Annotated in this window: 24 protein-coding genes; 12 read left to right on the top strand and 12 right to left on the bottom strand. The window is 61.4% G+C overall.

Going from position 1 to position 25,756, the window contains the following annotated elements:
• Positions 1–312: 312 nt before the first annotated feature.
• The gene (locus tag BWR02_RS16085) at positions 313–633 is read right to left on the bottom strand and encodes a hypothetical protein (protein ID WP_139558942.1); all 321 of its coding nucleotides are present in this window, start codon (positions 631–633) and stop codon (positions 313–315) included.
• A 150-nt stretch (positions 634–783) separates the two neighbouring features.
• Here BWR02_RS16085 and BWR02_RS16090 point away from each other — a divergent pair, with 150 nt between their 5' ends.
• Positions 784–1,443: a fumarylacetoacetate hydrolase family protein gene (locus BWR02_RS16090; protein ID WP_139558943.1), complete on the top strand. Its 660-nt coding sequence runs from the start codon at positions 784–786 to the stop codon at positions 1,441–1,443.
• 126 nt (positions 1,444–1,569) lie between these two features.
• On the opposite strand, the gene BWR02_RS16095 is transcribed toward BWR02_RS16090, so the two are convergent.
• The 4 genes from BWR02_RS16095 to BWR02_RS16110 all read right to left on the bottom strand — a co-directional run bounded on the left by BWR02_RS16095 (position 1,570) and on the right by BWR02_RS16110 (position 4,584).
• Positions 1,570–1,803, bottom strand: coding sequence for a hypothetical protein (locus tag BWR02_RS16095; RefSeq protein WP_139558944.1), 234 nt, complete (start codon positions 1,801–1,803; stop codon positions 1,570–1,572).
• A gap of 299 nt (positions 1,804–2,102) precedes the next feature.
• The gene (locus tag BWR02_RS16100) at positions 2,103–2,942 is read right to left on the bottom strand and encodes a sulfotransferase domain-containing protein (protein ID WP_139558945.1); all 840 of its coding nucleotides are present in this window, start codon (positions 2,940–2,942) and stop codon (positions 2,103–2,105) included.
• Positions 2,943–3,954: 1,012 nt separating this feature from the next.
• Complete coding sequence (locus BWR02_RS16105) at positions 3,955–4,335, bottom strand: hypothetical protein (RefSeq protein ID WP_328591529.1); 381 nt, start codon at positions 4,333–4,335, stop codon at positions 3,955–3,957.
• A 60-nt stretch (positions 4,336–4,395) separates the two neighbouring features.
• A complete protein-coding gene (locus tag BWR02_RS16110) occupies positions 4,396–4,584 on the bottom strand; it encodes a hypothetical protein (RefSeq protein ID WP_129884666.1) in 189 nt (62 codons plus the stop codon).
• A gap of 407 nt (positions 4,585–4,991) precedes the next feature.
• Here BWR02_RS16110 and cax point away from each other — a divergent pair, with 407 nt between their 5' ends.
• Positions 4,992–6,047, top strand: coding sequence for a calcium/proton exchanger (gene cax / locus BWR02_RS16115; RefSeq protein ID WP_162560192.1), 1,056 nt, complete (start codon positions 4,992–4,994; stop codon positions 6,045–6,047).
• A gap of 10 nt (positions 6,048–6,057) precedes the next feature.
• Here cax and BWR02_RS16120 read toward each other — a convergent pair whose 3' ends face one another.
• The gene (locus BWR02_RS16120) at positions 6,058–6,897 is read right to left on the bottom strand and encodes a ferritin-like domain-containing protein (protein ID WP_139558947.1); all 840 of its coding nucleotides are present in this window, start codon (positions 6,895–6,897) and stop codon (positions 6,058–6,060) included.
• 120 nt (positions 6,898–7,017) lie between these two features.
• Complete coding sequence (gene tpiA / locus BWR02_RS16125) at positions 7,018–7,767, bottom strand: triose-phosphate isomerase (protein WP_139558948.1); 750 nt, start codon at positions 7,765–7,767, stop codon at positions 7,018–7,020.
• A 194-nt stretch (positions 7,768–7,961) separates the two neighbouring features.
• Here tpiA and BWR02_RS16130 point away from each other — a divergent pair, with 194 nt between their 5' ends.
• From BWR02_RS16130 to BWR02_RS16165, 8 genes are all read left to right on the top strand, one after another.
• Positions 7,962–8,600, top strand: a complete 639-nt coding sequence (locus tag BWR02_RS16130) for a transaldolase family protein (RefSeq protein WP_162560193.1) — start codon at positions 7,962–7,964, stop codon at positions 8,598–8,600.
• 189 nt (positions 8,601–8,789) lie between these two features.
• Positions 8,790–9,968, top strand: coding sequence for a 4beta-methylsterol monooxygenase (sdmA, locus tag BWR02_RS16135; protein ID WP_139558950.1), 1,179 nt, complete (start codon positions 8,790–8,792; stop codon positions 9,966–9,968).
• 10 nt (positions 9,969–9,978) lie between these two features.
• The gene (gene sdmB, locus BWR02_RS16140) at positions 9,979–10,965 is read left to right on the top strand and encodes a sterol demethylase protein SdmB (protein WP_139558951.1); all 987 of its coding nucleotides are present in this window, start codon (positions 9,979–9,981) and stop codon (positions 10,963–10,965) included.
• Between the two features lie 221 nt (positions 10,966–11,186).
• Positions 11,187–11,969 (top strand): GlcG/HbpS family heme-binding protein, encoded by a 783-nt coding sequence (locus BWR02_RS16145; RefSeq protein ID WP_139558952.1) that lies wholly within the window; start codon positions 11,187–11,189, stop codon positions 11,967–11,969.
• Between the two features lie 314 nt (positions 11,970–12,283).
• On the top strand, positions 12,284–14,062 hold the full coding sequence (locus BWR02_RS16150; protein WP_139558953.1) for an NAD(P)H-dependent oxidoreductase subunit E: 1,779 nt from the start codon (positions 12,284–12,286) through the stop codon (positions 14,060–14,062).
• A 14-nt stretch (positions 14,063–14,076) separates the two neighbouring features.
• Positions 14,077–14,802 carry a 2Fe-2S iron-sulfur cluster-binding protein gene (locus BWR02_RS16155; RefSeq protein ID WP_139559006.1) on the top strand — a complete coding sequence of 242 codons (726 nt, stop codon included), beginning with the start codon at positions 14,077–14,079 and terminating at the stop codon, positions 14,800–14,802.
• Positions 14,792–15,334 (top strand): NADH-quinone oxidoreductase subunit B family protein, encoded by a 543-nt coding sequence (locus BWR02_RS16160; RefSeq protein WP_129884674.1) that lies wholly within the window; start codon positions 14,792–14,794, stop codon positions 15,332–15,334. Before BWR02_RS16155 ends, BWR02_RS16160 begins: the two co-directional genes overlap by 11 nt.
• 152 nt (positions 15,335–15,486) lie before the next feature.
• Entirely contained in the window at positions 15,487–16,311 is an 825-nt protein-coding gene (locus BWR02_RS16165) for an undecaprenyl-diphosphate phosphatase (protein ID WP_139558954.1), read from the top strand.
• 87 nt (positions 16,312–16,398) lie between these two features.
• On the opposite strand, the gene BWR02_RS16170 is transcribed toward BWR02_RS16165, so the two are convergent.
• The 5 genes from BWR02_RS16170 to BWR02_RS16190 all read right to left on the bottom strand — a co-directional run bounded on the left by BWR02_RS16170 (position 16,399) and on the right by BWR02_RS16190 (position 22,416).
• Positions 16,399–18,135 carry an ABC transporter ATP-binding protein/permease gene (locus BWR02_RS16170; RefSeq protein WP_139558955.1) on the bottom strand — a complete coding sequence of 579 codons (1,737 nt, stop codon included), beginning with the start codon at positions 18,133–18,135 and terminating at the stop codon, positions 16,399–16,401.
• A 110-nt stretch (positions 18,136–18,245) separates the two neighbouring features.
• Positions 18,246–19,373 (bottom strand): succinyl-diaminopimelate desuccinylase, encoded by a 1,128-nt coding sequence (dapE, locus tag BWR02_RS16175; RefSeq protein WP_139558956.1) that lies wholly within the window; start codon positions 19,371–19,373, stop codon positions 18,246–18,248.
• Positions 19,374–19,458: 85 nt separating this feature from the next.
• Positions 19,459–20,031: a DUF2726 domain-containing protein gene (locus BWR02_RS16180; protein WP_139558957.1), complete on the bottom strand. Its 573-nt coding sequence runs from the start codon at positions 20,029–20,031 to the stop codon at positions 19,459–19,461.
• A 211-nt stretch (positions 20,032–20,242) separates the two neighbouring features.
• Positions 20,243–21,361, bottom strand: coding sequence for a PilT/PilU family type 4a pilus ATPase (locus BWR02_RS16185; RefSeq protein WP_139558958.1), 1,119 nt, complete (start codon positions 21,359–21,361; stop codon positions 20,243–20,245).
• A gap of 20 nt (positions 21,362–21,381) precedes the next feature.
• Positions 21,382–22,416: a type IV pilus twitching motility protein PilT gene (locus BWR02_RS16190; protein WP_129884680.1), complete on the bottom strand. Its 1,035-nt coding sequence runs from the start codon at positions 22,414–22,416 to the stop codon at positions 21,382–21,384.
• 833 nt (positions 22,417–23,249) lie between these two features.
• Between BWR02_RS16190 and BWR02_RS16195 the strand changes: the two genes are divergently transcribed.
• Complete coding sequence (locus tag BWR02_RS16195; protein ID WP_139558959.1) at positions 23,250–24,716, top strand: methyltransferase domain-containing protein; 1,467 nt, start codon at positions 23,250–23,252, stop codon at positions 24,714–24,716.
• Between the two features lie 311 nt (positions 24,717–25,027).
• The gene (locus BWR02_RS16200; protein WP_139558960.1) at positions 25,028–25,756 is read left to right on the top strand and encodes a YggS family pyridoxal phosphate-dependent enzyme; all 729 of its coding nucleotides are present in this window, start codon (positions 25,028–25,030) and stop codon (positions 25,754–25,756) included.

Raw genomic sequence — 25,756 nt, forward strand, 5'->3', positions numbered from 1 at the left:
CTGTCCGTGGCTAAATCAACGCCGACTGACTCGACGCGGAATGCCGCGTCCGCGCCGCATAGACGATCAAGCTGGCGGAAGGCCCTCCTTGCGCCCTGCGAATAGCCCAGGAGGGCTCTCGAGCATGTTCGCACTCGGATAGAACGCGGGCAGCGGACAAATTCATGCAGTCTGCTTCATCGGCGAGCGTCACCAAGTCGGGACCTGAGCGACTGCCGAATCGCTCGGCCCCGAACCATCGCATTCGATACGCCCCTTGAGCGTCGCCCGAGGGCACGGACTCACTGAGTCGTTACCTCGGCCCGCTATACGCTACCAGTTATCGTAGCCCATGGCTCGGCAATCGCCGACGGGCCTGTTGAAGGTCCAATCAGCCGGTTGGAGCACGAGCATCTCCGACCCTTTCTGCAGCGCATCGTGCGGTGGAGGGATGCTGGCGATACCCAGGAACGGTGTGGACACAAGAAAGGTAGCACCACCCAGCAGGGTTCCAATGGCCCCCATCGGCCGGAAAATGAGCGCGTCGACGATGATGTCGGCGGCACCGTACTCGCCGTTGGTCGAACACAGGGCCCAAACGCTGGTGACCTGCGTTAGCAAGATCACGCAAAGGACCCGCCGCATCTTCCTCATAAGCCTCGACTCCGAAATCCAGGGTGACGGGGATGGACCGCACACCGACGAAAAGCTGGCAGAATAACCGATCAGGCAGGCGGCATGAAACGGGGCGGGCGGCGAAGCGCTGTCGTAAACCCCCCTCGGGATCCGGAGAGTGAAACGATTATGTTCCCGATCGAACGGCAAAGAACCGCGACACCGACCATCTTCGGCATCGGTCGGAACTATGCCCAGCATGCTCGCGAAATGGGTAATCCGCTGCCGTTGGAACCGGTGGTCTTTCTGAAACCTGGCGGATCACTGATCGATAGCGGGGGCACCATCGCACTCCCGCCACAGAGCGCCGACGTTCAGCACGAGGTGGAAATTGTCCTGCTGTTGGGCTCCGGCGGTCGACACTTGTCGGTGGACCAAGCCTGGTCGGCGATCGCGGGCTACGGCGTTGGTATCGACGTCACCGCACGCGATATGCAGCGTGTGGCGCAAGCGGCCGGAAATCCCTGGTCGATAGCGAAGGGTTTCGACACGTTCGCGCCAGTCAGCAAGTTCGCACCGGCGGCATGTGTACGTGACCCCCTTGACCTACGTTTCGAACTGACAGTCAACGGCGAGGTGCGTCAGAGCGGAACCTCTGCCGACATGATCTTCAGCAGCGGGGCATTGGTATCCTACCTGTCATCCATCTTCACACTGAGGCCAGGAGACCTGGTTTTCACCGGCACACCGGAGGGTGTCGGCCGCATCAATCCGGGCGATCGGCTGGTTGCGAGGTTATCCGATTTCGACATTTCGCTCATGGTGGATGCCGCAGTCTCAGCGCCCTAAGCAGCAACCGCTGACCTACGCAAACTCGCTCTACAGCACTGGCACAGGTCGAACGCCCCAACATCACCAATCTCTTACGGCCTCGCATCGCCACCGCAAGGCCGTAAGAGGATAATGTCGACGCGATTAGCTCTGTTGTCTCCAGCGATAGTGGACCTCGCCATCGTCGCAGCGATAGCCCGACCCGTGCCCGATCCGCTCCTTCGCGACACTGACGCAGTGGTGTTTTTGAGCAAACTCCTGCCAATCCGCTTCGCCTTCCGGCGCGACAAAGATCATGAACGCAACCGCCAAGCCAGCCACGCCAAGCGAGCCGAATGCCAGGATTTCCCAAGGTTTCCAGCCACCCGATTTGAACATCCGCAGTCCTCCCCAGTTACTTGTTGCTGCCTAAACGACTTGGGCAAACGGCACTCGCGGCTTCGGAACCCGAATCGCTTCGCCTGATAACGTCGCCCAATCGGCAACGGGTCTGCACCCGTACCATGCATTAGACACTCCACCGCGGATTTTGTTTACATCCCCGCTGGGTTTTTGGGTGCGGAGCCTTCTGATCGGCGGCAAGCCTACCGCAAGGACACCAGATGTGGGGTAGGCACCCATCAATGGGGAGCACAGGTCGATCGCCGGTACCGGACCGACAATCGAGCGGCACCTGCCTACTTGGAAGCCCTCCAAAGCGACAGATCGCGACCGATCACGTCTTGCGTCCTGTCTATGACCTCTTTAAATCGGATCTGCGCCTCCGCCCTCTCTTCCGGCGTCAGTTTCACTGCCTTCAGGTTTGCCTTGCGGAGCCCGCTCAAGGACTTAACGATGAAACTGGGGAAATAGGTCTTGAGCCGGCGCACTGTTCGATTGTTCAACACCTTGAACAATAATTTGTTTTTCGGCACACCACCCGGATTGAAAATGGCGGATACATCCGGAGTGAAATCAGGATCAACTTCCAGAAACTCGAACAACTCTTTTACGACGCCGCTGGCGTCCTTGACCATTTCTTCGAAAAGAACCACTTTGATCTGTTCCTTCGGAAACAGGCTGTAGTAGCGCTCGAGGTGAGGGGCATAACCTCCTCGCAGGCGCGGCTCTGATTCCAGCGCTTGAAGAAAGGTCATCCCTTTGAAAAGGCCATGCTCTCGCTGCCGCATCTGATACAGTGAATACGCTCTGTCGACAGGGTTGCGCAAGGAGGCGATCAACTTCGCGTGGGGAATGAGATTTTTGATCGCCGTTGCCGCGTGTGGGACCATGAGATAGTGTGGCGAAGCCTCACCAATGGCCGTCTCGGTCGTGACTTCATCGAAGAGACTCTCGTATTCTTCGAGTGTCTTGACGTCGATCCGGATACGGCCATCGTCCGTTCCGTCGTAACAGAAAAATCGCGCCTCCTTCAACTTTGTCGGCATGAACACGGCAGGATGCTGATTGAGGTACCGATAAAGGGAACTGGTACCGCACTTTACATCGCCGATAATAAGAAAGTTTGGCAACGTCATGTAATTGGTTTCACTCCGTCTTTTCACCAATGGACAGGCTTGGAATACCGATAAGACCCCTCTGACCAAAAACCACGATGGCTTAGGTCAAAGTTCTCCGAAAAGGAGCCTCGATAACAGTCAATTCCGGAAATCACATGATCCGACACGTCCGCCCTTGGCCCCAGTGTCGCCCAATGAGAAGGCATGGGTCAGATGCGCCAATCGCCGATCCGCGACTAAGGCCAGCCAGCTAGGGCGGGTGAGCCGCAGCGCGGCTCTGGACTCGAACGCGAGTTTGCGTTTCCGGGCTTTGGTCGGCGATTAGCATACGCAAGTCGCGCTGGAGCGGCAAACCGGGCATCTGCGAAAACGATGTCCGCAGCACGGAGCGTCGGAGTCAGGAGACCAGACCCAGAGGGTTGAAGCATCGACGAACCGACCGCGAGACGGCTGCCGCGTTCACGGAGTGGAGCGGGCGACCGCATCATCGACGCGTTCACCGCAGTCGCGGCGCTGTTCTCGGGAAGCGCAACAAAGGCCTTCACGGCAATGAACAAAACCGGGAAGGCAGGGGAGCAATTTCACCTCACCTGACCTCACGCGTAAGGCCTGGCTCAGGCACCGATCATGGAAACTCATCCCCGCAGCCTGGGAAGCCCCTGAAAAATCCGGGGCTCCATGGAAAATTCCTACTGGCGAGCGCGAACGCGAGCCAGACATCGGCCCCGACAAAGGCGCGCTTTCGCGTCGGCGCTGCCTCCGGGGGATTGCCGGGCCCGATCATCTGGCATAAGTCGCGAGGCCGGCAGCGGTACTGGGCGAGCAACGCGCCACAACACCGATGGGAGCCCTCCGGCCTCGCAGGATTATCGGTGTATGAAAGTAGCAACGAGCAGCCGGCAGGCAGCCGATCCCGCTGCCCGCTTGAGAGGTTGCTCTATTGAAAAGTGTCACGGAAGGAGGACACGAGCCTGGACGGCTCGTCCAGCAACAGTCGAGGTCACGGGAAACCCGTTCGCCAACTACTAAGTTATCCCTTTCCTGGAAAAAGACCCACCGACCCCGGTTTGAGTCGTTTGCACGACACGACCACATCCTCAACATGGCATTGGTACTTTCCCTTGTCCGCGCCGCCACATTCCTCACAGACCAATTTACCCGTGTCCTTCTTTTCGGACACATGCCAGCCATAACCCTGAGACTCGCAGAAGATCTTGGCATGTTTATCGATGTTATAGGCATCGACAGCAGCCGATTCGGCTTCCGTTTGTACCTTGCATCGATTAGCGGGAAGCGTATTGCCCATCAGATCCCGAAATACATACTCCGAGGCCGACGCCGCTCCCGAGATTCCGAAAATCAGGACGACTGCAGATATGCCGATTGAATTCCATCTAAATATCATGTTCATGGCACTTATTGCTCTTAGGAAGGAACAGCCCAATCGAATTAATCATCACCGAAACCTTGCTCAATTCAAGACGCGAATATTCATTTTCGCGGCTTCCTCACTCAACTGAGCTCGAATCGGGTCGTATTTGTCGTTCTCGCTGAGCTTGACCATGGCGATTATCCCAACCAGGGCTATGGTCACGCAGACCACATAGAGCCAGAAATAATCCCTTTCTCCAGTGGGTTCTTGAATCTGCTGAATACTCATATCATGCTTCTCCGCGTTCTTTGGACCCCGTGGGGTCGTATTTTTTTGGCGAGACCCGGACCGAGCGGCTGGATGTGCATCCGTCTCGGTCCTCGTTCGGACCGACACCCAAGGCACGTCGTATCGATCCGATAGTTTCGAGTCTAAACGCTACCAGCGAAACTTGTCAACCTGCACGCGGACCTTTGCAGATCTGCTCCAACATCCGCCTCAAACGCCGCTCCGGCGCGAGCATTGCGCTGCCAAACAGTGTCCCGCACATCCCCACGACCAAGCGGGATGCGATCTGGACTACACTGAGGCCATGGCTGACACCGCGCGCCTGAGCCGAGTCGGCGCGTTCGGGAAGACACCCACAGCACCGCATCCACGACTCTCATCGCAAAAACCCACGACGCGGGCGCTCCGTGAATAAACAAGTCCTGCTGATCTTCGTACCGATCGCGCTTGCCCTCGACTGGGCGCAAGCGAGCCCGACCCTGGTGTTTGCTGCGACGGCGCTGGCGCTCATTCCACTCATCGGTCTGATGAGCAAGGCCACCGAGCAGCTAAGCGGCTATGTCAGCCCGGCGACAGGCGGCCTGCTCACCGCCTCTCTCGGTAACCTGCCGGACCTGATCATCGGACTGTTCGCACTGCAGAAAGGGCTGCACGAAGTGGTCAAGGCGTCGATCAGCGGAGCGATCCTCGCCAACATTCTCTTCACGCTGGGACTCGCGATCTTTGTCGGCGGCCTTCGCCACTCGACGCTCAAATTCGATCCGAGTGCTGCAGGCCTGAATGCCGGAATGCTGCAGCTTGCTGCGGTCGCGTTGTTGATTCCGGCGATTTTCAACGTCTCGGTGCAACAGACCGAGGAAGATTTGAGCCTCGAGATCGCCGTACTGCTGTTCTTGGTCTATCTGGCGGGCTTGATCTATACGTTCACGCGCTCTGCGCAGAACGGGCAGGGGACCACCTTGACGGTAGACCAGCGCAACGGCAGCAAGCCTGCCGAGTGGTCACAGCGGCAAAGCCTCAAGGTTCTCGGACTGTCAACGGGCGCCCTCGCGGTGCTCAGCGAAACCCTCACCGACGCGATCGAGCCGATGGCCGCGCAACTGGGCCTGACCCCGATGTTTGCCGGGATCATCCTGCTGGCGCTGGTTGGCAGCATCGCCGAATTGTCGAATGCCATCGTGTTCGCTCGCCGCGACCAGTTGGACGCGACCCTCAACATCGCCGTCGGTGCGAGCCTGCAGACTGCCTTGTTCGTCGCCCCCGTCCTCGTCTTCGCGAGCTATGCCTTCGGCCGCCAGCCGCTGGATCTGCTGTTCTCGCAGTTCGAAATCGCTGCAGTCGTCCTAGGCACCTTCATCGCATTGCGTGTTCTGGCCAATGGCGAGACCAACTGGATCGAGGGCGTGATGGCCGTGGTGGTGTATCTGATGCTCGGCTATGCGTTCTATTGCATACCCGGCTGAAAAGAACGGATCAAGTTCCGGTGTCAATGGCGCCGCGCTGCGCAGCCGCCGCGAGTTCGGCCAGTTCCGTGTCGGTGAAACCTGCCTCACGGCGGGCCTCGAGATTGTAGGGACCGCGGAGTTCCCCCCGCAGATGAAGCCGCAACTGACGGCGGTACTCGTCCTCCGGTGCGACGCCGCGCTGCTCGCACACCCAGCGGAACCAGCGGCTGCCGAGGGCGACGTGCCCGACCTCATCGCGCAGGATCACCTTGAGGACTTCGCAGCTTTCGACGTCACCGACCTGCGCGAGCCGGGCGATCAGGCCCGGCGTCACATCCAGTCCACGCGCCTCCATGCCGCGCGGCACCAGCGCGAGGCGAGCCGCCAGATCATGCGCGGTGTCCGCGGCGACGTCCCAGAGGCCCCGATGCGCCGGAAGGTCACCATATTCGGCGCCGAGCGCGTTGAGACGTCGACGGATCAACTCGAAGTGTTCCGCCTCCTCTCCGGCGACCCGCAGCCAATCGCGATAGAACGGGTCAGGCAGACCTCGGAAGCGGTACAGAAGATCCCAGGCCAGCGAAACGGCCGTGAACTCGATATGGGCCACGGCATGCAACAGGGCGATCCGGCCTGAAGCGGCCTGCAGGTTGCGGCGGGGCAATTGCCGGGGATCGACCAAGTTCGGACGATCCGGGAATCTGACGAAAGTGATCGGCGCGGGAGGTCGCCCGCCGTCGGCGCCATCGGTCGGGGGCCCATCGAGGAAACCGCGCACGGCCAGTCGTGTCTCGGCAATCCTGGCATCAACCGATGCGGCGGTGAGGACCCGTTCCGCGGCTTCGAAAACCGATCGGGGTACGTTCATGCGTGCCGGGTGAACGGCGTTTTCTGCTGAGTGGCAACTGGACGCCGTGGAGCGGCGCGAGACCGACAGCCCGGGCTACATGAGCCAAGGCTGCCGGATATTGCTGCGAGGACGAAGGCTTTAGAACGCCTTGACGATCCCGATGAAATCACCTGCCTCGAGCGATGCGCCGCCGATCAGGCCGCCATCGACGTCCGGATTCGCGAACAGCTCACCTGCATTGGACGGTTTGCAGCTGCCGCCGTACAGGATCGAGATCTCGTTGGCGACGGCCGCACCGTACTTCTCGGCCAGAACGCCGCGGATGTAGTGATGCATTTCCTGCGCCTGATCGGATGTCGCGGTGACACCGGTGCCGATTGCCCAGACCGGCTCGTAGGCGATCACGATGCGGGAGAACTGCTCTGCCGAAAGATGGAACAACGCATCGGCCAATTGGGTCTTGACCACGCCGAGATGCAGGTTCTGTTCCCGTTCGCTGAGAACTTCGCCGCAGCAGAAGATGGGCGTCAGACCGTTTGCCAGCGCCAGATCGACCTTCTTCGCGAGAATGGCATCGGTTTCACCGTAGTATGCCCGACGCTCGGAATGGCCGAGGATCACATACTCGATTCCCGCCGACTTCAGCATCGCGGCGGATACTTCCCCGGTATAGGCCCCGCTGCTCTCGGCGGCGCAGTTCTGGGCGGCAATCGAAACCGTCTTGAGCACCTTCTTGACCTCGGTCAGGTGCAGGAACGGGGGCGCCACGACCACCTGTGCTCCGCCGCTCAGTGCGGAGGCCATCTGCTCCACGGTCTGCGCCAGAGCCACGCCTTCCTGAAGGGTCTTGTTCATCTTCCAGTTGCCAGCGACGATTTTCTTTCTCATGCGATTTTTCCATTGAGTAGAAGGAATTGCGGCAGGGCGGGCGCCGCGACCAGCCGGCAAAGATGCGCTCGCGCCGGTTGCTTGTCAACCGGCAACGAGGCGCCCCGGACCGCCGCCGGCGCTGGATTTGCCGGCGTTGCCCCCGTTACACTGAAGTGTCGAAATCACACCACCTATCTCGCCAGGAGCATCGCATGGCCCTGTTTCTCGATTCTGCCAGCGCGGACGACGCGCGCATCGCGATGACACTCGGCTTCGTCGCCGGCATCACGACCAATCCGACCTTGATGGCCGGTGTACCCGGACATCCGGAGAACATCGTGACCGAACTGGCCGACATCTGCCCGGGCCCCGTGTTCTATCAACTGACCGGAGTCAGCGTGGAGGAACGGGAAGCCGAAGGCCAACGCCTCTTGGAGCGCCGTCCGAACATCGCCCTGAAGATCCCGATGACGACCGAGAATCTGGCCTTGGCGGCCCGATTCGCGCGCGCCGGGGCGAAAGTCGGCATGACCGCCAGCTACAGTGCCGCACAGACGTATCTCACCTGCGAAGCGGGCGTCACCTACTCGATCGCTTATGTGAATCGGAGCACCCGCCTGCAAGGCGATGGGCTGGCCCTGGTCACTGCAATGCGCGATGTGATCGACGCCTGCGACACATCGACCACGCTGATGGTCGCGAGCCTCAAGTCCGCCGCCGAGGTGGTGCAGTCCGTCATCGCCGGGGCTCATCACGTGACGATTCCCCTGCCCTTGCTGCTGGAACTCGGCAATCATCCACTGTCCGATCAAGCCATCGAAGACTTTGCCCGGTCGGCCGCGCCCCGCTGAACGGGGCTCGCACCGCCGGCCCGGAATACGCGCTGACCGCTCAGACGGATGCCCCGGACACAGACGATGCGGCCGCCATTGTGTTACTGTCTACGGGGTTTTGCCCCAAAATACGGCTGACCGACCGACTCCGCCCCGACCTTAAACCGGACATCCCACGGAACTGTCCGCTGCGCGCGTGATTTCCCTATGACGACTGACCTGTCCGACGCCATCGACAACCCGATCGACAGCATCGAACGTTCCGAAGATCCCGTCACTAACGCGTCCCACGGGGACGGCGGCGGCCCCGTTCCGGAGCTGCCGCGCAGGCGACAAGTGCGCACCGTGGGCCCGAACGGCAATTTCTGGTATGTCGTCGAACTCGGCAAGAATCTGAAGCACGGGGATGTCCGGCGGGTGCGGTTCTGGAAGCAGGACATCGCCGTGTTCCGCGATCACGACGGTGAATTGCATGCGGTGGAAGACCGGTGTGCGCACCGGCAGTTGCCGCTCTCATCCGGCTTCGTGGACGGCAAGACGCTGGTCTGCACTTATCACGGCTGGAAGTACGGCGGATGCGGCACCTGTCTGGACATCTCGCACGAGTTGGGGAAGGGCCGCACGCGCCTCCCCAAGATCCGGATCCGCAGCTACCCGATCAAGGAGCAGTGGGGCTTGGTGTGGCTTTTCCCGGGCGATCCCGACCGGGCTGGCGACGTTCCGCTGCCGTCCATCCCGCAGTTGGAAGGCGAACAGCCGTGGCCCTTCGTGCCGATCGTGGCCACCATCAAGGCCCATTTTTCGATGATCGTCGAGAACGTCTGCGACTTCAATCACGAATATCTGCACCGCCGCAAGCAGCCGTTCGTCAAGCCGACCCTTCGGGAATGGAAGCGTGAGGGCGACTGCATTCGCGTGCACTACGACACCGAATTCGAACACAGCGCCGTGGCCAAACTGTTCATGGAAGGCGGAGCCAAGGATCTGAACGACATCGAGATCTGGTACCAGTACCCCTACCAGGGATCGGATATCGGCGGCAAATACATCCATTGGCTGTTCATGCTGCCCGAGGATGAACGCACGACCCGCTGCTTCTTCGTGTTCCTGTTCGGACCGATCCACGTCCCAGTGTTCAATCGCAAGATGCCCGAGTTCCTCCGCAAGCCCATCCTGTGGATTACCAACAAGCTGTACATCGAGCCGTTACTGGGCGAGGACAAGTGGGCGTTGGAACTCGAACAGGAGGGTTTCGATCGTCACCCCGATGCGGCCCAGATCGAACTGAACCCGGCGTTGCTCCACTTCCAGAAGATGTCGCTGGAGAAATGGGAGGAGTACTCGCAGCCCCCGGCACGCAATCGCCGACAGGCGCGCAACGGTTGAACAGGCCGTCATGACGACCCTTGTGACCGGAGCGACCGGTCACCTCGGTGCGAATCTGGTGCGGGCGCTACTCGACCGGGGCGAGCGCGTGCGGGTCTTCGTGCGGCCGCAGAGCGACCTGACCGGACTGGGCGGTCTGCCGGTCGAGCACGCCGTCGGCGACCTAAAGGATCGCCGTTCGATCCGCGCGGCACTCGACGGGGTGGAACGGCTCTACCACACAGCCGCGTTCGTCAGCATCCGGGATGGCGATCGGCAGGAACTGTTCGACGTCAACGTCATCGGCACCCGCCACCTGATGCAGGAAGCACGGCGGGCCGGGGTCCGCCGCGTGGTACATACCAGTTCCTTCGGCGCCGTCGGCATCAATCCGACTGGCGCCTCGAACGAGCGCTGGACCGTCAGCCCATTTGAACTGGCGTCCGATTACGAGCGCACCAAGGCGGTGTCGGAACACGATGTCATTCTGGAAGCCCTGCGCGGCCTCGATGTCACGATCGTCAATCCGGCTGCCATCGTCGGCCCGCATGACTTTCGCCCCAGCCTGGTCGGCCGCACGATCCTCGATTTTGCCCATCGCCGGATGCGCGCCTACGTGCCGGGCGCATTCGACTTCGTGCCAATGTGCGACGTGGTTTCGGCGGAGTTGCTCGCCATGGAGCACGGAACGCGCGGCGAGCGCTATCTCGTCACGGGCGAACACCGCTCGATCGACGAGATCCTCGACTGGCTGCAGGAACTGACCGGCACTCCGCGCCCCAGAGCGGCCATTCCGCCGCGCCTGATGCAGACGCTCGCGCTGCTGAAAGATCCCCTCGAAAAAAGGCTGATGCCCGGCAAGGCGCCGCGCTTCAATTATCACTCCATCCGCTTGTTGAACTCCTGCAAACGCGGCGACTCCACCCGAGCGCAGCGCGAACTGGGCCTGGAACCCACGTCCACCCGTCAAGCTTTCGCTGACGCCGTCGAGTGGTTCCGCCAACGCGGATTGATCTAGTCCCGACCGACGACGTCGGCCCCGCCGCGGCCCGGTCTCTGCCATTCCGCCGCACATCCGGATTTTGGTCCGCCGTAAAGCTTATATACGCAAATTTACGTATTGCCTATTTACATACGCGCGTGCTATCAAACGCCACGCGTGGCCTTATGCCCCGCGAGTTCTGGAGACCTCGTCACTGCCGGATCGGCAGTAATCATTAATCAAAAGGGATCAAAGATATGCGTCTAACTCTTAAGCTCACGGGGATTAGCCTGGCTCTGTTTGGCCTGGTTTCGGGAACGGCATACGCCACCGGTTGCGACGGATTGCCTGATCATGCGGCGCTCAAAGCCGCGCTGGATGCCTCCGGGGCAACGAACAAGGACATGAACGGAGGGTTTGGCCTCAACATGTGGGGCACGGTCGTGAACCGCGACGGCGTCGTGTGCGCCGTCGCCTTCACTGGGCAGAACCGGGGCGACCAGTGGCCTGGAAGCCGCATCATTTCCGCCGCCAAGGCGTACACAGCGAATGCCTACAGCCTCCCGGGACTTGCGCTTTCGACCGCAAACCTCTACGGGTCCGGTCAGCCCGGGGGCAGCCTTTGGGGGCTTCAGTTCAGTCAGCCGACGGGCGTCGGCGCCAGTACCGATGCCTACAAGGGTCCGGCCAAGGATTTCGGCCAGCCGAATGACCCGCTGGTCGGCAAGCGCGTCGGCGGGCAGATCGTCTTCGGCGGTGGCTTTGCGCTTTACAACGCCGCCGGCAAGATCGTCGGAGCACTCGGCGTCAGCGGTGATACCTCATGCAAGGACCACAACTTCGGGTGGCGCGCGCGGCACGAACTCCAACTGGATCACGTACCCGGCGGTATCAGCGGAGACCCGGCGCGACCCGACAACATCATCTATGACATGGGCGCGGCATCGCAGGGCAACGTGACCAGCCCAAGCGGCTTCGGACATGTGGACTGCGGCCTCGGCGAGAAGGCCATCAGCGCCAATCTTCCGGCCGTACCCTAGTCTGATCGGCGCGGCACTCCGCCAGCCGACGCTGTATTGAAGGCATGCCGTCGCCCGTTTGGGCGATGGCCTTGCCGATCGAGACCGGCCCAAGTCCTACCGGCCTCCCCGCTCGGCAACCGTCAGCCTGGTGGCCGTTGCGTGACGCGACGAGCCCTCTCATCAGGCCGGGCTGTCGGAAACAACCTGTTTACGCATCCACCGTCCACACGCCATGCTGCAGCCGCACAATGCGGTGATAAGGCGGTACAATTCCGCATCCTAGAAAAGGGCCGACCCGCGGGAGGAAACCGATGCCGTGCACGCCCAGTGACATGAAGACCGTCGCCGACATTGTCGCGCGACACGATGCCGACCCGACGCGGCTGGTACAGATTTTGCGCGATGTCCAGTCGACCTTCCGCCACATACCGGCGGCGATCATGGATCGGCTTGCGGCACAGTTGAGCATCGACCGCGCGCAGGTACAGGCGGTCACCGAGTTCTACACCTTCTTCTCGACCGAGCCGCGCGGCCGGTTCGACATTCTGATCAGCGATTCGATCACCGATCACATGCTGGGTAGCCGCGAAATCGCGGCGTATCTGTGCGAGCGCCTTGGCGTCACGCCGGGACAAACCCGCGCCGACGGGCAGGTCAGCGTCGACTTCACCTCCTGCACCGGCATGTGCGAGCAGGGTCCGGCCGGACTGGTCAACGGTTATGCGTTGACCAACCTGACTCGCGACCGGGTCGAACGGATCGTCGAACTGGTCAATGACGGCACCCCCGTCAGCCAGTGGCCCCGCGAATTCTTCGTCGTCAAGGACAACATCCATCGCGCCGATCTGGTGCTGGGCACCAAACTCCAACCCGGTTCGGCCTTGCGCTGGATGTTCCAGCGAGGCCTCGATTCCACGCTGGACGAGATCGCCAAATCCGGACTGCGCGGCCGCGGCGGCGCCGGTTTCGGCACCGCGATGAAATGGAAGTTCTGCCGAGAGGCAACAGGCTCGACAGAGCGCTTCGTCGTCTGTAACGCCGACGAGGGCGAACCCGGCACCTTCAAGGACCGCGTACTGTTGCAGAGCTATGCGCATCAGGTGTTCGAGGGCATGACCGTCTGCGGCGCCGTGATCGGCGCTCGGCGCGGTTACCTCTACCTTCGGGGCGAGTATCTCTATTTACACGAGCCACTCAACGCCGTGCTCGCCGAACGGCGCCGCGCGGGACTGCTTGGATCCAACATCATCGGCCGCCCCGATTTCGAGTTCGACATCGAGGTCCGCATCGGCGCCGGCGCCTATATCTGCGGCGAAGAGTCAGCCCTGATCGAGTCGATGGAAGGCAAGCGCGGCGTGCCCCGCAACCGCCCACCCTATCCGGTCACCAACGGCTACCTCGATCAACCGACGGTGGTCAATAACGTCGAAACCTTCGCCGCGGCGGCCTTGATCGCACTGAAGGGCGGCGCGTGGTTCAGCGCGGCCGGAACAGAGAAGTCCAAGGGCACCAAAATTCTCAGTATCGCCGGCGATTGTGCCAGACCGGGAATCTACGAATATCCCTTCGGCACGACAATGGCGCAGATCCTCGCCGATTGCGGCGGCACAGGGGCGATGGGTCTGCAGATCGGCGGCCCCTCCGGTATCTTCATCGGTGCGCAGGAATTCGAACGCGTCCTGGGCTTCGAGGATCTGCCCACTGGTGGTTCATTCATGATCTTCGACCAACGCCGTGACGTGCTCGAGATCGTCCGCAACTTCACGCATTTCTTCGCGCACGAGAGCTGCGGATTCTGCACACCATGCCGAGTCGGCACTTCGCTGCTGAAGAATCAGCTCGACAAGATCTGCGCCGGCCACGGCGGCAAGGCCGATTTGGCGGAGCTCACGCACATTTCCAAGCTGGTGCGGGCGACCAGTCACTGCGGCCTCGGGCAGACCGCGGCCAACCCCATCCTCAGCACGCTCGAGCGCTTCCCGGAACAATACGAACAACGCTTGAAGGCCATCAGCTTCGAGCCCGGTTTCGATCTGGACGGCGCCCTTGAAGTCGCTCGCCGTATGTCCGGACGCGACGACGCGCACGCTCATCTCGCACAGGAGGCCTAACCGTGACCGAGCACATGCTGACAATCGATGGCCAGCGCATCCCGTTTACCGAGGGACAAACCATCATCGAGGCGGCGACGGCGGCCGGGGTCTACATCCCGCACCTGTGTCACAACCCCGAATTCAAGCCACACGGCAGTTGCAAGCTCTGCACCGTCAAGGTCAACGGCCGGAACTGCTCCGCCTGTACCTTTCCCGCTGCCGATGGCCAGGAGGTCCTGAACAACACGCAGGAGCTCAACGAAACGCGCCGAACCATCACGCAGATGTTGTTCATCGAGGGCAACCATTTCTGCCCGTCCTGCGAAAAGAGTGGCAACTGCCAACTGCAGGCCGTCGGCTACTACCTCAACATGCTCGATGCGCACTTCCCGTTCTTCTACCCGAGCCGCGAGGTCGACGCCTCCCATCACGAGGTCATGCTGGATCGCGACCGCTGCATCCTGTGCGAGCTGTGCGTGCGGGCGAGCCGGGATGTCGACGGGAAAAACGTGTTCGCTCTGTCCGGGCGGGGGATCAATTCACACCTGATCGTCAACTCGACGACCGGAAAACTGAAGGACACCGACATCAGTGTCGACGACAAGGCGGTCCATGTCTGCCCGGTCGGCGCCATTCTGATCAAGCGCAAAGGGTTTGAGGTACCGATCGGCGAACGGATCTACGACGGACAGGATATCGGACAAGTCAGTCTCGAACACGAGATGCCGATCGTCGAGGAGGCGGAACATGGCCGGTAAGATCAAGGTCGCGACGACGTCGCTGGCTGGCTGTTTCGGCTGCCATATGTCGTTTCTCGACATCGATGAGCGGATCCTGGCCCTGGCCGAAATCGCGGAATTCGACCGTTCACCGCTGACCGACATCAAGCACTGCAGCGATCAGGTCGACATCGGCCTCGTCGAAGGCGGTTTGTGCAATGCCGAGAATGTCCACACGCTGCGCGAGTTCAGGGAGTCCTGCAAGATCCTCGTGGCCGTGGGCGCCTGCGCGATCAATGGCGGTTTACCGGCCATGCGCAATCACATCCCCTTGCAGGAGTGCCTCGAGGAATCCTATCTCGACGCGGTTGGCGTCGAGAACCCACAGATCCCGAACGATGTCGAGCTCCCTCTGTTGCTCAACAAGGTTCACCCCATCCATGAGGTCGTCAAGGTCGACTACTTCCTGCCCGGCTGCCCGCCGTCAGCCGATGTCTTCTGGAAGTTTCTGACCGATCTCGCATCCGGGGCCGAGCCCAGCCTGCCCTACGAACTCGTTCACTACGATTGAGCCCGGGCGGCGCTGGGTCGTCCCGCGCGACGCGTTCGCCGGGACGCGCCCCGCCGCCAGTCCGACCCTCACGTAGCGCTTCCCGGCGGCAGCGGCTCGGCGATTCTGTCGCTTTCCCACTCCCTTTTTGTCACCGAAACGCTTTCATCCTTATGGAATGGACCGCTTATATCGATGCGCTGATCCTCGGCATCGTCGAAGGACTCACCGAATTCTTGCCGATTTCCAGCACCGGCCACCTGATCCTGGTCGGCGAGTTGCTGGGCTTCAATAGTGAGAAAGGCAAGCTGTTCGAAATCTTCATCCAGACCGGCGCAATCCTCGCGGTGTGCTGGGAATATCGTGCGCGCCTGCTGCATGTTGCGACCAGCCTGACCAAAGACCCTGCCGCCCGGCGATTCGTCGCGAACCTGCTGATCGCCTTCATCCCCGTGGCGGTGCTGGGTCTGCTGTTCGGCAAGGCCGTCAAGCACCACTTGTTTCATGCGGTACCCGTTGCGACGGCCTTCATCGTGGGCGCACTGGTGATCCTCTGGGCCGAGCGGCGGACGCACCGAATCACCGTGGAAACCGTCGATGACATGACCTGGCGCGACGCCTTGAAGCTGGGGCTGGCGCAGACCTTCGCGCTGATTCCGGGCACCTCGCGCTCGGGCGCGACCATCATCGGTGGGTTGTTGTTCGGACTGTCGCGCAAAGCCGCTACCGAGTTCTCGTTCTTTTTGGCGATCCCGACACTATTCGCGGCGACCGCCTACGACCTCTACAAGACCCGCGGCCTGCTGTCGACCGATGACATCGGCCTCTTTGCCGTCGGCTTCGCTGCGGCCTTCATCAGCGCGTTCGTTGCCGTACGCGCGCTACTCCGCTTCATCGTCCGTCACGATTTCACCGCATTCGCGTGGTACCGGATCGTGTTCGGCCTGCTCGTGCTCGCGACCGCCTTCTTCGGCTGGGTCGACTGGAGCAGCACTTGACGCGGGGGCAGCGGCACGAAAGCGCTCAGGCGCTGACCGTTCGCGGCGTCCTGCGGCGCGGGACACCGCAGGGAACACCAAAGCGGGCTATGCGAGGCTCGTAGCCCCCCCGGACAGTTCCGGGTCCGGGCCCGGCTGCTCGCCCTCAAGCCAGCGCCAGTGCCATCCGCCATCGACACTGATTTCCAGAACCGCGTCATAATGCTCCAGAAGATCATTGGGATCACCGATCGCAACGTAGGTGATCGAGTGATCTGACAGCATTTTCTGGATCCTCTGGATTTGCTCGGCGCTGAGCGCGGTGCACACGCGGTCCAGAAAGGCAAACTGGGGCTCGGCGAGAACCAGACGCGTGAATGCCAGCAGCTGCTCCTCGTCAAGCGACAGAATTCTCGCCCAGTCCTGCTCCGTGTCCAGGCCACCAGCACGCTGCAACACACCCTCGAGATGCAGCGCCTCCAGCACACCCAGAATTCGCTCATCGGGAATGTCATGTTCGTCGCCGCTGCGCACCAGCAATTCGCGCAGGGTCCCCGGGTAGAGATAAGGCCGCTCCGGCAAGAACCGGATATGGTCGAAGCCGGGACGAATGATCTTGCCGGACCCGGTATCCCAGATCCCGGCAGTCGCACGGAATAGGGCAGCCTTGGCGGCCTTGTTAGGGCCCAGGATCAGCAGACGAGTACCCCGCGGCACCGAAACCGTGAGTTCCTTGAGCAGCGGTCGCCCATCTTCTGGAGAGATCAGCGTGACCCGCTCGAATGCGATACGACCATGATCCTCCACCACCTCGATGGTCGGCACGTCCGCGGCGTGCGTCAGTTCGATAGCTTCAGCCAGCACGTCGAGGCGCGACACCACCGCAGCGAACGAAGCAATCGACTGGAACTGCGTAACGATCAGCGAGAAAGCCCCGACGAGCTGCGCGAACGCCATCGACGACTGGGTGATGATTCCGAACTCGGCCTGACCATTGATGAATAGCGGCGCCACGACCAGCGCCGGAAGCAGTAGCGCCAGATAGTTGTAGCCGGTGCTGAAGAAGCCGAGATTGCGGTTGACCCGGATGATCTTCTGAAGGTTTTCCGCCCATTCATCGATACCGCGTGACAGGCGGCGCCGCAGGCGGCCTTCGCGTCGGGACAGAGCGACCGGTTCGGCGTTCTCGCGAACGTAGATCAGATCGGATCGAAAGTTGGCTTCCTTGTCCAATTGGGCGGAGTTCAGACCGACCAGCGGGCGCCCCAGGAACACCGCCATGTAAGTCCCTCCGGCTGCATACACGACGGCGACCATGAACAGCAGCGGGCTAATCGACCACATGACGCCCGAGAACGCGGCAACGGTCAACAGCCCATTGAGGGTCATCAGGGCAAAGGACAGCGTGGTGACCGTGAACGAGCGCACGTCGTCAGCGATGCGCTCGTCGGGATTCTTGATGTCACCGTTGACCTTTAGGCTGTAGTAGGTGCGGTCATTGATGTACTCTGCGACCAGACGCCGCGTCAGCTGTTCCCGCCACATGAGACCCAGCCGCTCCTCGGTGTACCGATACAGCACGGCAATGACGGTGGTTGCGCCGAGCACACCGATGTAGATCAGGGCATGGTGGATGAACTCCGACATGCTCCGGTGCTCGATCGCCGTCATGAAGTCCCGGCCAACATAGCTGTTGACGACATTCAGGCCATTGATCAGTAGCAGAAAGACCAGCAGCAACCCGAACAGAGCGATGAGCACCCCGCGGAACTCAGGCCCGGCGAAGGTTTGCATGACCCGAACGAAGCGGCCCCAGTTCAGTTGATCGAAGAGCGGGCGATACATAGAAGCTCCCGGATTATTCTTGTGTTTCCTGCAGGACCGCCGCAGCGTCGAGTCCCCTGTCTTCACTGCTTTCCGTCACCGGCCGATGCCGACCCGAGCCTGGTCCCGGCCTAGACCAGCAATTCCTCCAGCACGGCCCGGTAAAGACTCGACAGCCGCTCGATGTCGGCCACAGGGATACACTCGTTGACCTTGTGTATCGTTCCGTTCAGAGGTCCCAGTTCCACGACCTGAGCGCCGGTCGGTGCGATAAAGCGCCCATCGGAGGTGCCTCCCCCGGTATCGGGCCGCGGCGGCGAGCCGATAACTTGCGTCACGGCACGCTGGACGGCCTCCACCAGCGCCCCCCCCTCCGTCAGAAAAGGCGCGCCTGACAAACGCCAGTTCAGTTCATACTCCAGGCCGTGGCGATCGAGCACCGCTCGCACCCGCTGTTTGAGTTCGTCGGCCGTCGTTGCCGTGGAGAAGCGGAAATTGAACTGGGCCTCGAGACGGCCAGGGATGACGTTCTCGGCACCGGTGCCGGCGCGCAGGTTCGATACCTGGAAACTGGTCGCCGGAAAGTAGTCGTTCCCATGGTCCCAGACCGTCGCGGCAAGTTCGGCCAGGGCCGGCGCAAAACGGTGGATGGGATTGCTGGCCCGGTCCGGATAGGCGACATGCCCCTGGACGCCAAAAACACGCAGTTCGCCGCACAGCGATCCGCGGCGGCCTACACGAATCACGTCGCCGAGCTGCTCGAAACTCGAAGGCTCACCGATCAGGCACCAGTCGATTTTTTCGCCCCGGGCCTCCAGTACCTCGACCACCTTGACGACGCCATCGGTCGCCGCGCCTTCCTCATCACTGGTCAGGAGCACCGCGACCGAGCCCCTGTGACCCGAATGTGCGGCCACGAAACACTCCAGAGCGGTCACCATCGCCGCAACGCCACTCTTCATGTCGGCGGCGCCGCGCCCGTACAGGACGCCCTCGCGAATCTCCGGCTCGAACGGCGGTGACAACCAGTCCTCCAACGGACCGGACGGCACGACGTCGGTATGACCCAGGAACGCCAGCAGCGGCGCTGCCGTTCCGCGGCGCAGCCAGAGGTTCCTGGTGTTTCCGAAATCCAGCCACTCGGCATGAAAACCAAGCGGCTCGAGACGGGCCACCACGAGATCCATACAGCCGGCATCGTCGGGGGTCACCGAGACCCGACGCATCAATTCGAGGGTGAGGTTCAGGGTGTCGGACATGATTTTATTTGCAATTGGACGTCAGCGCGGTGGTGCGCAGTCCCCGCGGCACGGAAGCAACGGTGGAAACGGGTATCGATGGCGCTCATCCCAGGTCCAGATCATCGAGGCTCGAGATATGCGGCTCCCGGCGGCCATCGATATGACCTTCCTGGACAGGACCGGGCCGCAACGCAGTGAGGACTGCTTCACGCAAAGTAGCCGTCTCGTAGATCGGCGCCGCTTCGACTTCGATCAGCGGCAGACCCGCGGCCTCGCAGACGCCTTTTAGCGACGAACCCAGCGAGTGTCCGCGGCCGGCCGCACGCTCACGCGGGACTACGACGACGGCGGCCAGTGCCGTCAAATCGCTGGGGCGACACAGCACGAACGCGAACGGTTGTGCCGCAGCGTCCTCGAAGGCAGCTGCCGAAGCCCGGCTGATCGTTCCCCTGACGGGCGTTATCAAGTCGCTAACCGCAACATTGGGCATCAGCTCGAAGCGCTCGCCTACTGCCTGCTTCAAGGCCTGGTACAAGGCGCAACGCTCCGGCGGCAACGCGACCTTGTGCCGTTGGTAAGCCGGCTTACCGGCTCGGGCGCCGCGGCGGAAAAGCAGGAACAGCACGATGGGCACGATGACCAGAGCGGATGCAACGATCGCGATAAGCCCATTCATCGGCGTGGCGGTTTGCAGGGAGGTGGAAGCCGGTCGGCGGGCACCAAGCCTCGATGGGCCATTGGCGACGACGCGAAGCGGATTATATCGGAACGGCTAAGATCCTGCGGGCCCCTTGGCGGCCCGGCCCCAACGCCCGGTGCCGGGCGTTCGATACGCTGAAGCCGGAGCTGCTATGGCGAGCATTAAAGGCGAAGGGGAAGGTCACACCTCAATCGTCCATGATGTGCAGACCATCCGCGGCCTTGGCGAACTGGTCGATCGCACCATCCTGTCCCAGCTTGATCATCAACCGCACTTCGTTCTGCGAATCCGCCGAGTGAAGCGCATCCTCGTAGGAAATCTTCCCGGCCCGATACAAATCGTAGAGTGCCTGATCGAAGGTCTGCATTCCGTGCTCCCGGGACTGCTTCATCAGCTCCTTGAGTTTATGGACTTCGCCCTTGCGGATCAGGTCGGAAGCCAGGGGCGTATTGATCAGGATTTCGATCACCGGGTAGCGCCCGGCGCCATCCGAGCGCTTGACCAATTGCTGGGCGATGATGGCCTTCAGGTTCAGCGACAAATCCATGAACAACTGGCTGTGCATGTCCTCGGGAAAGAAATGCAGGATACGATCGAGCGCCTGATTCGCGTTGTTTGCGTGGAGCGTGCTGAGGCACAAATGCCCCGTTTCCGCGAAGGTGATCGCATGCTGCATGGTTTCGCGGGCCCGGATCTCGCCAATCAGGATCACATCCGGCGCCTGCCGGAGTGTATTCTTCAGCGCGACTTCATACGATTCGGTATCGATCCCGACCTCCCGCTGGGTAACGATGCACCCGGCGTGCGGATGGACATACTCAAGCGGATCCTCGATCGTGATGATGTGCCCCCGCGAGTTCTCGTTGCGGTGCTTGATCATTGCCGCCAGCGAGGTCGACTTGCCGGTGCCGGTAGCACCCACGAACAGGATCAGCCCGCGCTTGGTCATCGCGAGGTCGCTAATGATCGGTGGCAGGTTCAGTTCCTCGGTGTCGGGAATATGGGTCTCGATCCGTCGCAGCACCATACCGGGTGCATCCTGCTGAAAGAATGCGCTGACCCGAAAGCGCCCTAACCCTTCCGAACTGATCGCGAAGTTGCACTCCCGGCAGTTGTCGAACTCATCACGCTGTCGCTGCGTCATGATGCCATAGACGATTTCACGAGCCTGCTCACGCGTGAGTTTCGTCGGCGACAAGGGCTGCAGTGCGCCGTCCACCTTGATGGACGGCTCACGCCCGACCGTGATGAACAGGTCGGAGGCCTTCTTGTGTGTCATCAGCATCAGCAGGGACTCGAATTCCATCGCCGTCACTCTCCCGACTGTCAGAACGCGGTCTTGTTGACCGCATACTCGCGCGCCGTCTGCTTCGCGACGACGCCTCGTTCAACCAATTCCTGCAGATGCTGATCGAGTGTCTGCATGCCATCGCGCCGCCCGGTCTGGATGGCCGAATACATCTGCGCGACTTTGTTCTCGCGAATGAGGTTGCGGATCGCGGGCGTGCCGACCATGATCTCCCAGGCGGCGGTTCGGCCGCCCGCCGTCTTCTTCAGCAATGTCTGCGAGATCACGGCCTGCAGCGATTCGGATAGCATCGCACGGATCATGTCCTTCTCGGCGGCCGGAAATACGTCGACGATTCGGTCGACGGTCTTCGCCGCCGAACTGGTATGCAGGGTCCCGAATACGAGGTGCCCGGTCTCCGCCGCGGTCAACGCGAGTCGGATCGTTTCGAGATCGCGCAATTCGCCCACCAGGATCACGTCCGGATCCTCGCGCAGCGCTGAACGCAAGGCTTCATTGAATCCCAGCGTGTCGCGATGAACCTCACGCTGGTTGATGAGACATTTCTTGCTCTGATGCACGAATTCGATCGGGTCCTCGATCGTCAGGATATGCGAATAGTCATTGGCGTTGACATAGTCCAACATAGCGGCCAAGGTGGTGGACTTGCCCGAGCCGGTGGGGCCTGTGACCAGGATCAGGCCGCGCGGCTGCCGCGTGACGTCTTCGAAGAAACGCGGGCAACCGAGGTCGTCCAGCGTCAGGACCTTCGATGGAATACTGCGAAACACCGCCGCAGCCCCGCGATCCTGATTGAATGCGTTGACCCTGAACCGCGCAACGCCGGGGAGTTCGAACGAGAAATCGGTCTCGAGGAACTCCTCGTAATCGCGCCGCTGCTTGTCGTTCATGATGTCGTAGATCAGCGCGTGGACTTCCTTGTGCTCCAGTGCTGGCAGACTGATCCTCCGGATGTCCCCATCGACCCGGATGATCGGCGGCAGGCCCGCCGACAGATGCAGGTCGGAGCATCCGTTCTTGACGGCGAATGCGAGAAGTTCGGCGATGTCCACTGCAGCATTCCTTCATTTGGGATTGCAGACCACGGATAACCCATCGAAACAGGCGGACTGATGCGACCGCGGCATCCTGCTGGGGATTATCGACCCGGCCAGAGCGGCGCGTGTTTGTCCGCCAGCACCCGGGGATGTATGGAAGTATAAGGCAGTGCGTCGCTGCGACGACCTCACCTGATCGAACGGGTATCGGATCGCCCATAAAAAAACGGGACGCTTCGCTACGGAGCATCCCGTCATGAGAGGAGGATTTACGTACTCGCCGCGCTGATCTGCTGAGGATTTCAGTAAACGAGTGGTCATATGCTACAAACCGTAAGCATCTGATTCAATGTGACACTTTGTCGCACTAACAGTGAGGGATATGCCACTTTGCGTTGCGGCTTTTGACTCATGGCCGGCGCCGTGCGAGGAATGATCGCGGATGAGGAGTAACGGCTTTGCATGCTCGTCGACGCACGACAAGCCGGGACCATGAATTGTCATCTTGCATACGCTGTCGTCGTTATTGGCTTTGGTACACTTCACGGTAAGCAGCGCCCTTTCCTCGGTCGGAACGGACTGCCGCCGGTTCTTCGCTCTGCTGATTGGTGCGACAGTGCTTTGCGGCACGAACTCAGCCGCATCCAGGCGGGCTGAAGGCGGTCGGGCGGAATGTCGACAAATCCCTTTCCCGCGGGAGCCGATTGCCGTTCAAAGGGTCTGCGAGTCGACCGGCCGTTGCCCAATGCAGAACCGATGCCTCGCACAGGAGTGGAGTCACCTATGCCGTTAATCTTTAATGCTGACCTTTCCCGGACAGCCAACACCTACAAGGAGGTCGAAGCACCGTGAGATATGCCAACGTTACACGCTTATCCTGTCCGTTTTGCGATTCTCCAGTCACGGTAAAGAAGGTCAACATCGAGTCTGACCAGGGCATCGATTTCGGCCTGCTAGACTGCAAGACCTGCCATGCCGAGTTCCCGATCGTCGCCGGCGTTCTGATCACGATTGGTCCGGACGATTTCGTGGACATCCGCGACGAAGTCTCGGAGACCCGCGTCGACAATGGCGTCAAACCGCGTCTACTGTGCGAGTTGCTCGCAGCGGACAAGCCGAGCGAAGCTTTCAGTCTGCTCCTGAGGCCCTGTCGGCCCACACCGAACTTTCTGGCCGTCCCAAGCCTGGCAAAGCGCGGACCTAGCCAGGTCGAGATCGGAAGAGTGCGCCGTAGGCCGCTGCACGAACTCCGTCCGGCACGACGCCTACAGGCTCTTGCCGATAAGTCCATGCGAGGAAGGTTGACGGGCTGGACTTGCCGCCGCGCAGCCAATGTGCTGTTGAAACGCCGCGAACAGTTGTCGGCGATGGACGTGATCGACTTCTACTACCGAAACTTCTCGCTCAGCGAGGTCGCAAATTACTTTGGCTATCGCTTCGGCCAACCGCGGCACCTGTCAGGATTGCAGCTTGCTTCGCATCTTCGGGCTCGCGGTGGCCCCACCATCGACCTGGCCTGCGGCGCCGGGCATCTGACGCACCACTTTTCCTACCGCGCCGAAACGGCCGGCCCGGTCATCGGCGTCGACCGGGACTACTTTCGACTCTATCTCGCCCAGAATTTCGTCGCGCCCGATGCCGACTTCATTTGCCAATGGGTCGATCGCCCATTGCCGTTTCCGGCCCGTAGCTTCGACAACATCTTCTGTTCCGACGCCTTCCACGTCATCCTCAACAAGAGCGGATTCCTGCGTGAGGCCCGCAGGCTGATGTCCGACACAGGAGTGCTGGCCCTGGCCACGTTCGGCAACCGTGCCGTTCGGCCGCAGGAAGGATACGAACTGACCGCGGAAGGCTACCGCGAACTCTTCCGCGATTCGCCCCATGTCATTTTGGGCGAGGACGAATTGCTGGAGTCCTACTTTGCCGGCACCGGCCCAGACTTTCGCCCTCGGTCGGACTTCCCGCCCGAGCTGCATGAACAGAAGTGGTTCAACGCCTTGTTGACGAATCGGTCAGACGATCTCCGTCAATACGGACGCAACACCCGATGGCCGCATCTCCTCGGCCGTATCGGAATCAATCCGATTTACCATCCCGAACAGCGTACCCAGGATGGAGCGCTTAAGCTCCGCTTCAAGTTCCCTTCCGAGTGGTACGCCTACGAGGACCGCAAGTACACACGCTACGCCCCTGAGTCGGTCGAGCTGCCGCCGGCATTGCTCGACGCCATCGAGCACGGCTCCGTAACCGAGGTATCCGAGTCGCTGGCGAGTCAACTGGTCCTGGTGGGTTTGCCCGATCGCTATCTCTGAGCGGGCTGCGGATCTCCATGGTGTCCCCTCATGGCGCTACGTCGGCGATGAGGGGCAATAGACCACAACGCGTATCGGCCGACCCGGCACACGCGTTTGGCAGCCCCCACGGTGAGTCTGCCGCCAGACTCACGGTCGGTGTCGCGGCAGCATCGGCCGTCCGGGCTCGGCGCGCGCCCATGCGACCGACTGCGGGAGGCTTCACGCCTGTCTGCAGTTCAGTGGATAATCTATCGCGGGTCCACGAACTGATCGCCCCGAAGGACACTCCCTCCGAAATCCCATTTCTCCCCTCGACGCGAGACCGACTCATGTCATCGCTGGGAACGCGCCTAGACGCACTCCATGAACGCATCAAACTGGCCGCAGCAGCCGCCGGTCGACCGGCCGGCGCCGTGCGTTTGATCGCGGTCAGCAAGACGGTGCCCTACGAGCAGATGCTGGTCGCCTATCGTCTGGGACTGCGCGACTTTGCAGAGAGCTACGTCCAGGAAGCCCTGCCTAAACTTGCTGCGCTGGCTCACTGCGACATTACCTGGCATTTCATCGGCCCCATACAGTCGAACAAGACACGCCCGATTGCGGAGCGCTTTCACTGGGCACACAGTGTGGACCGCCTGAAAATTGCCGAGCGCCTGCACGAGCAACGTCCGCACGGCATGCCACCTCTGAACATCTGCCTGCAGGTCAATGTCAGTGGCGAGCCGACGAAAGCCGGCGTAACGCTTGACGCTCTGCCACAGCTGACAGAAGCCATTGCTCCCCTGTCGAACCTCAGACTGCGGGGACTGATGGCGATTCCCGCCCCCGGTCAGTCCCCTGATGCGCAACGTGCAGCATTCCGTTGTCTGCGGGAGGCCTTGCTTGGGCTGAATCTTCCAGGGCTGGACACGCTGTCGATCGGAATGTCCGATGACCTGGAAGCGGCAATCATGGAGGGCGCCACGCTGTTGCGCATCGGCACGGCGTTGTTCGGCCCGCGTCAGGCCGGATCCACGCCCACCGCCACGAGCAGTCAACACCGGGCTCCAGTATCATGA

Origin of the sequence: Methylotetracoccus oryzae (assembly GCF_006175985.1) — a bacterium.
Lineage (GTDB): Bacteria > Pseudomonadota > Gammaproteobacteria > Methylococcales > Methylococcaceae > Methylotetracoccus > Methylotetracoccus oryzae.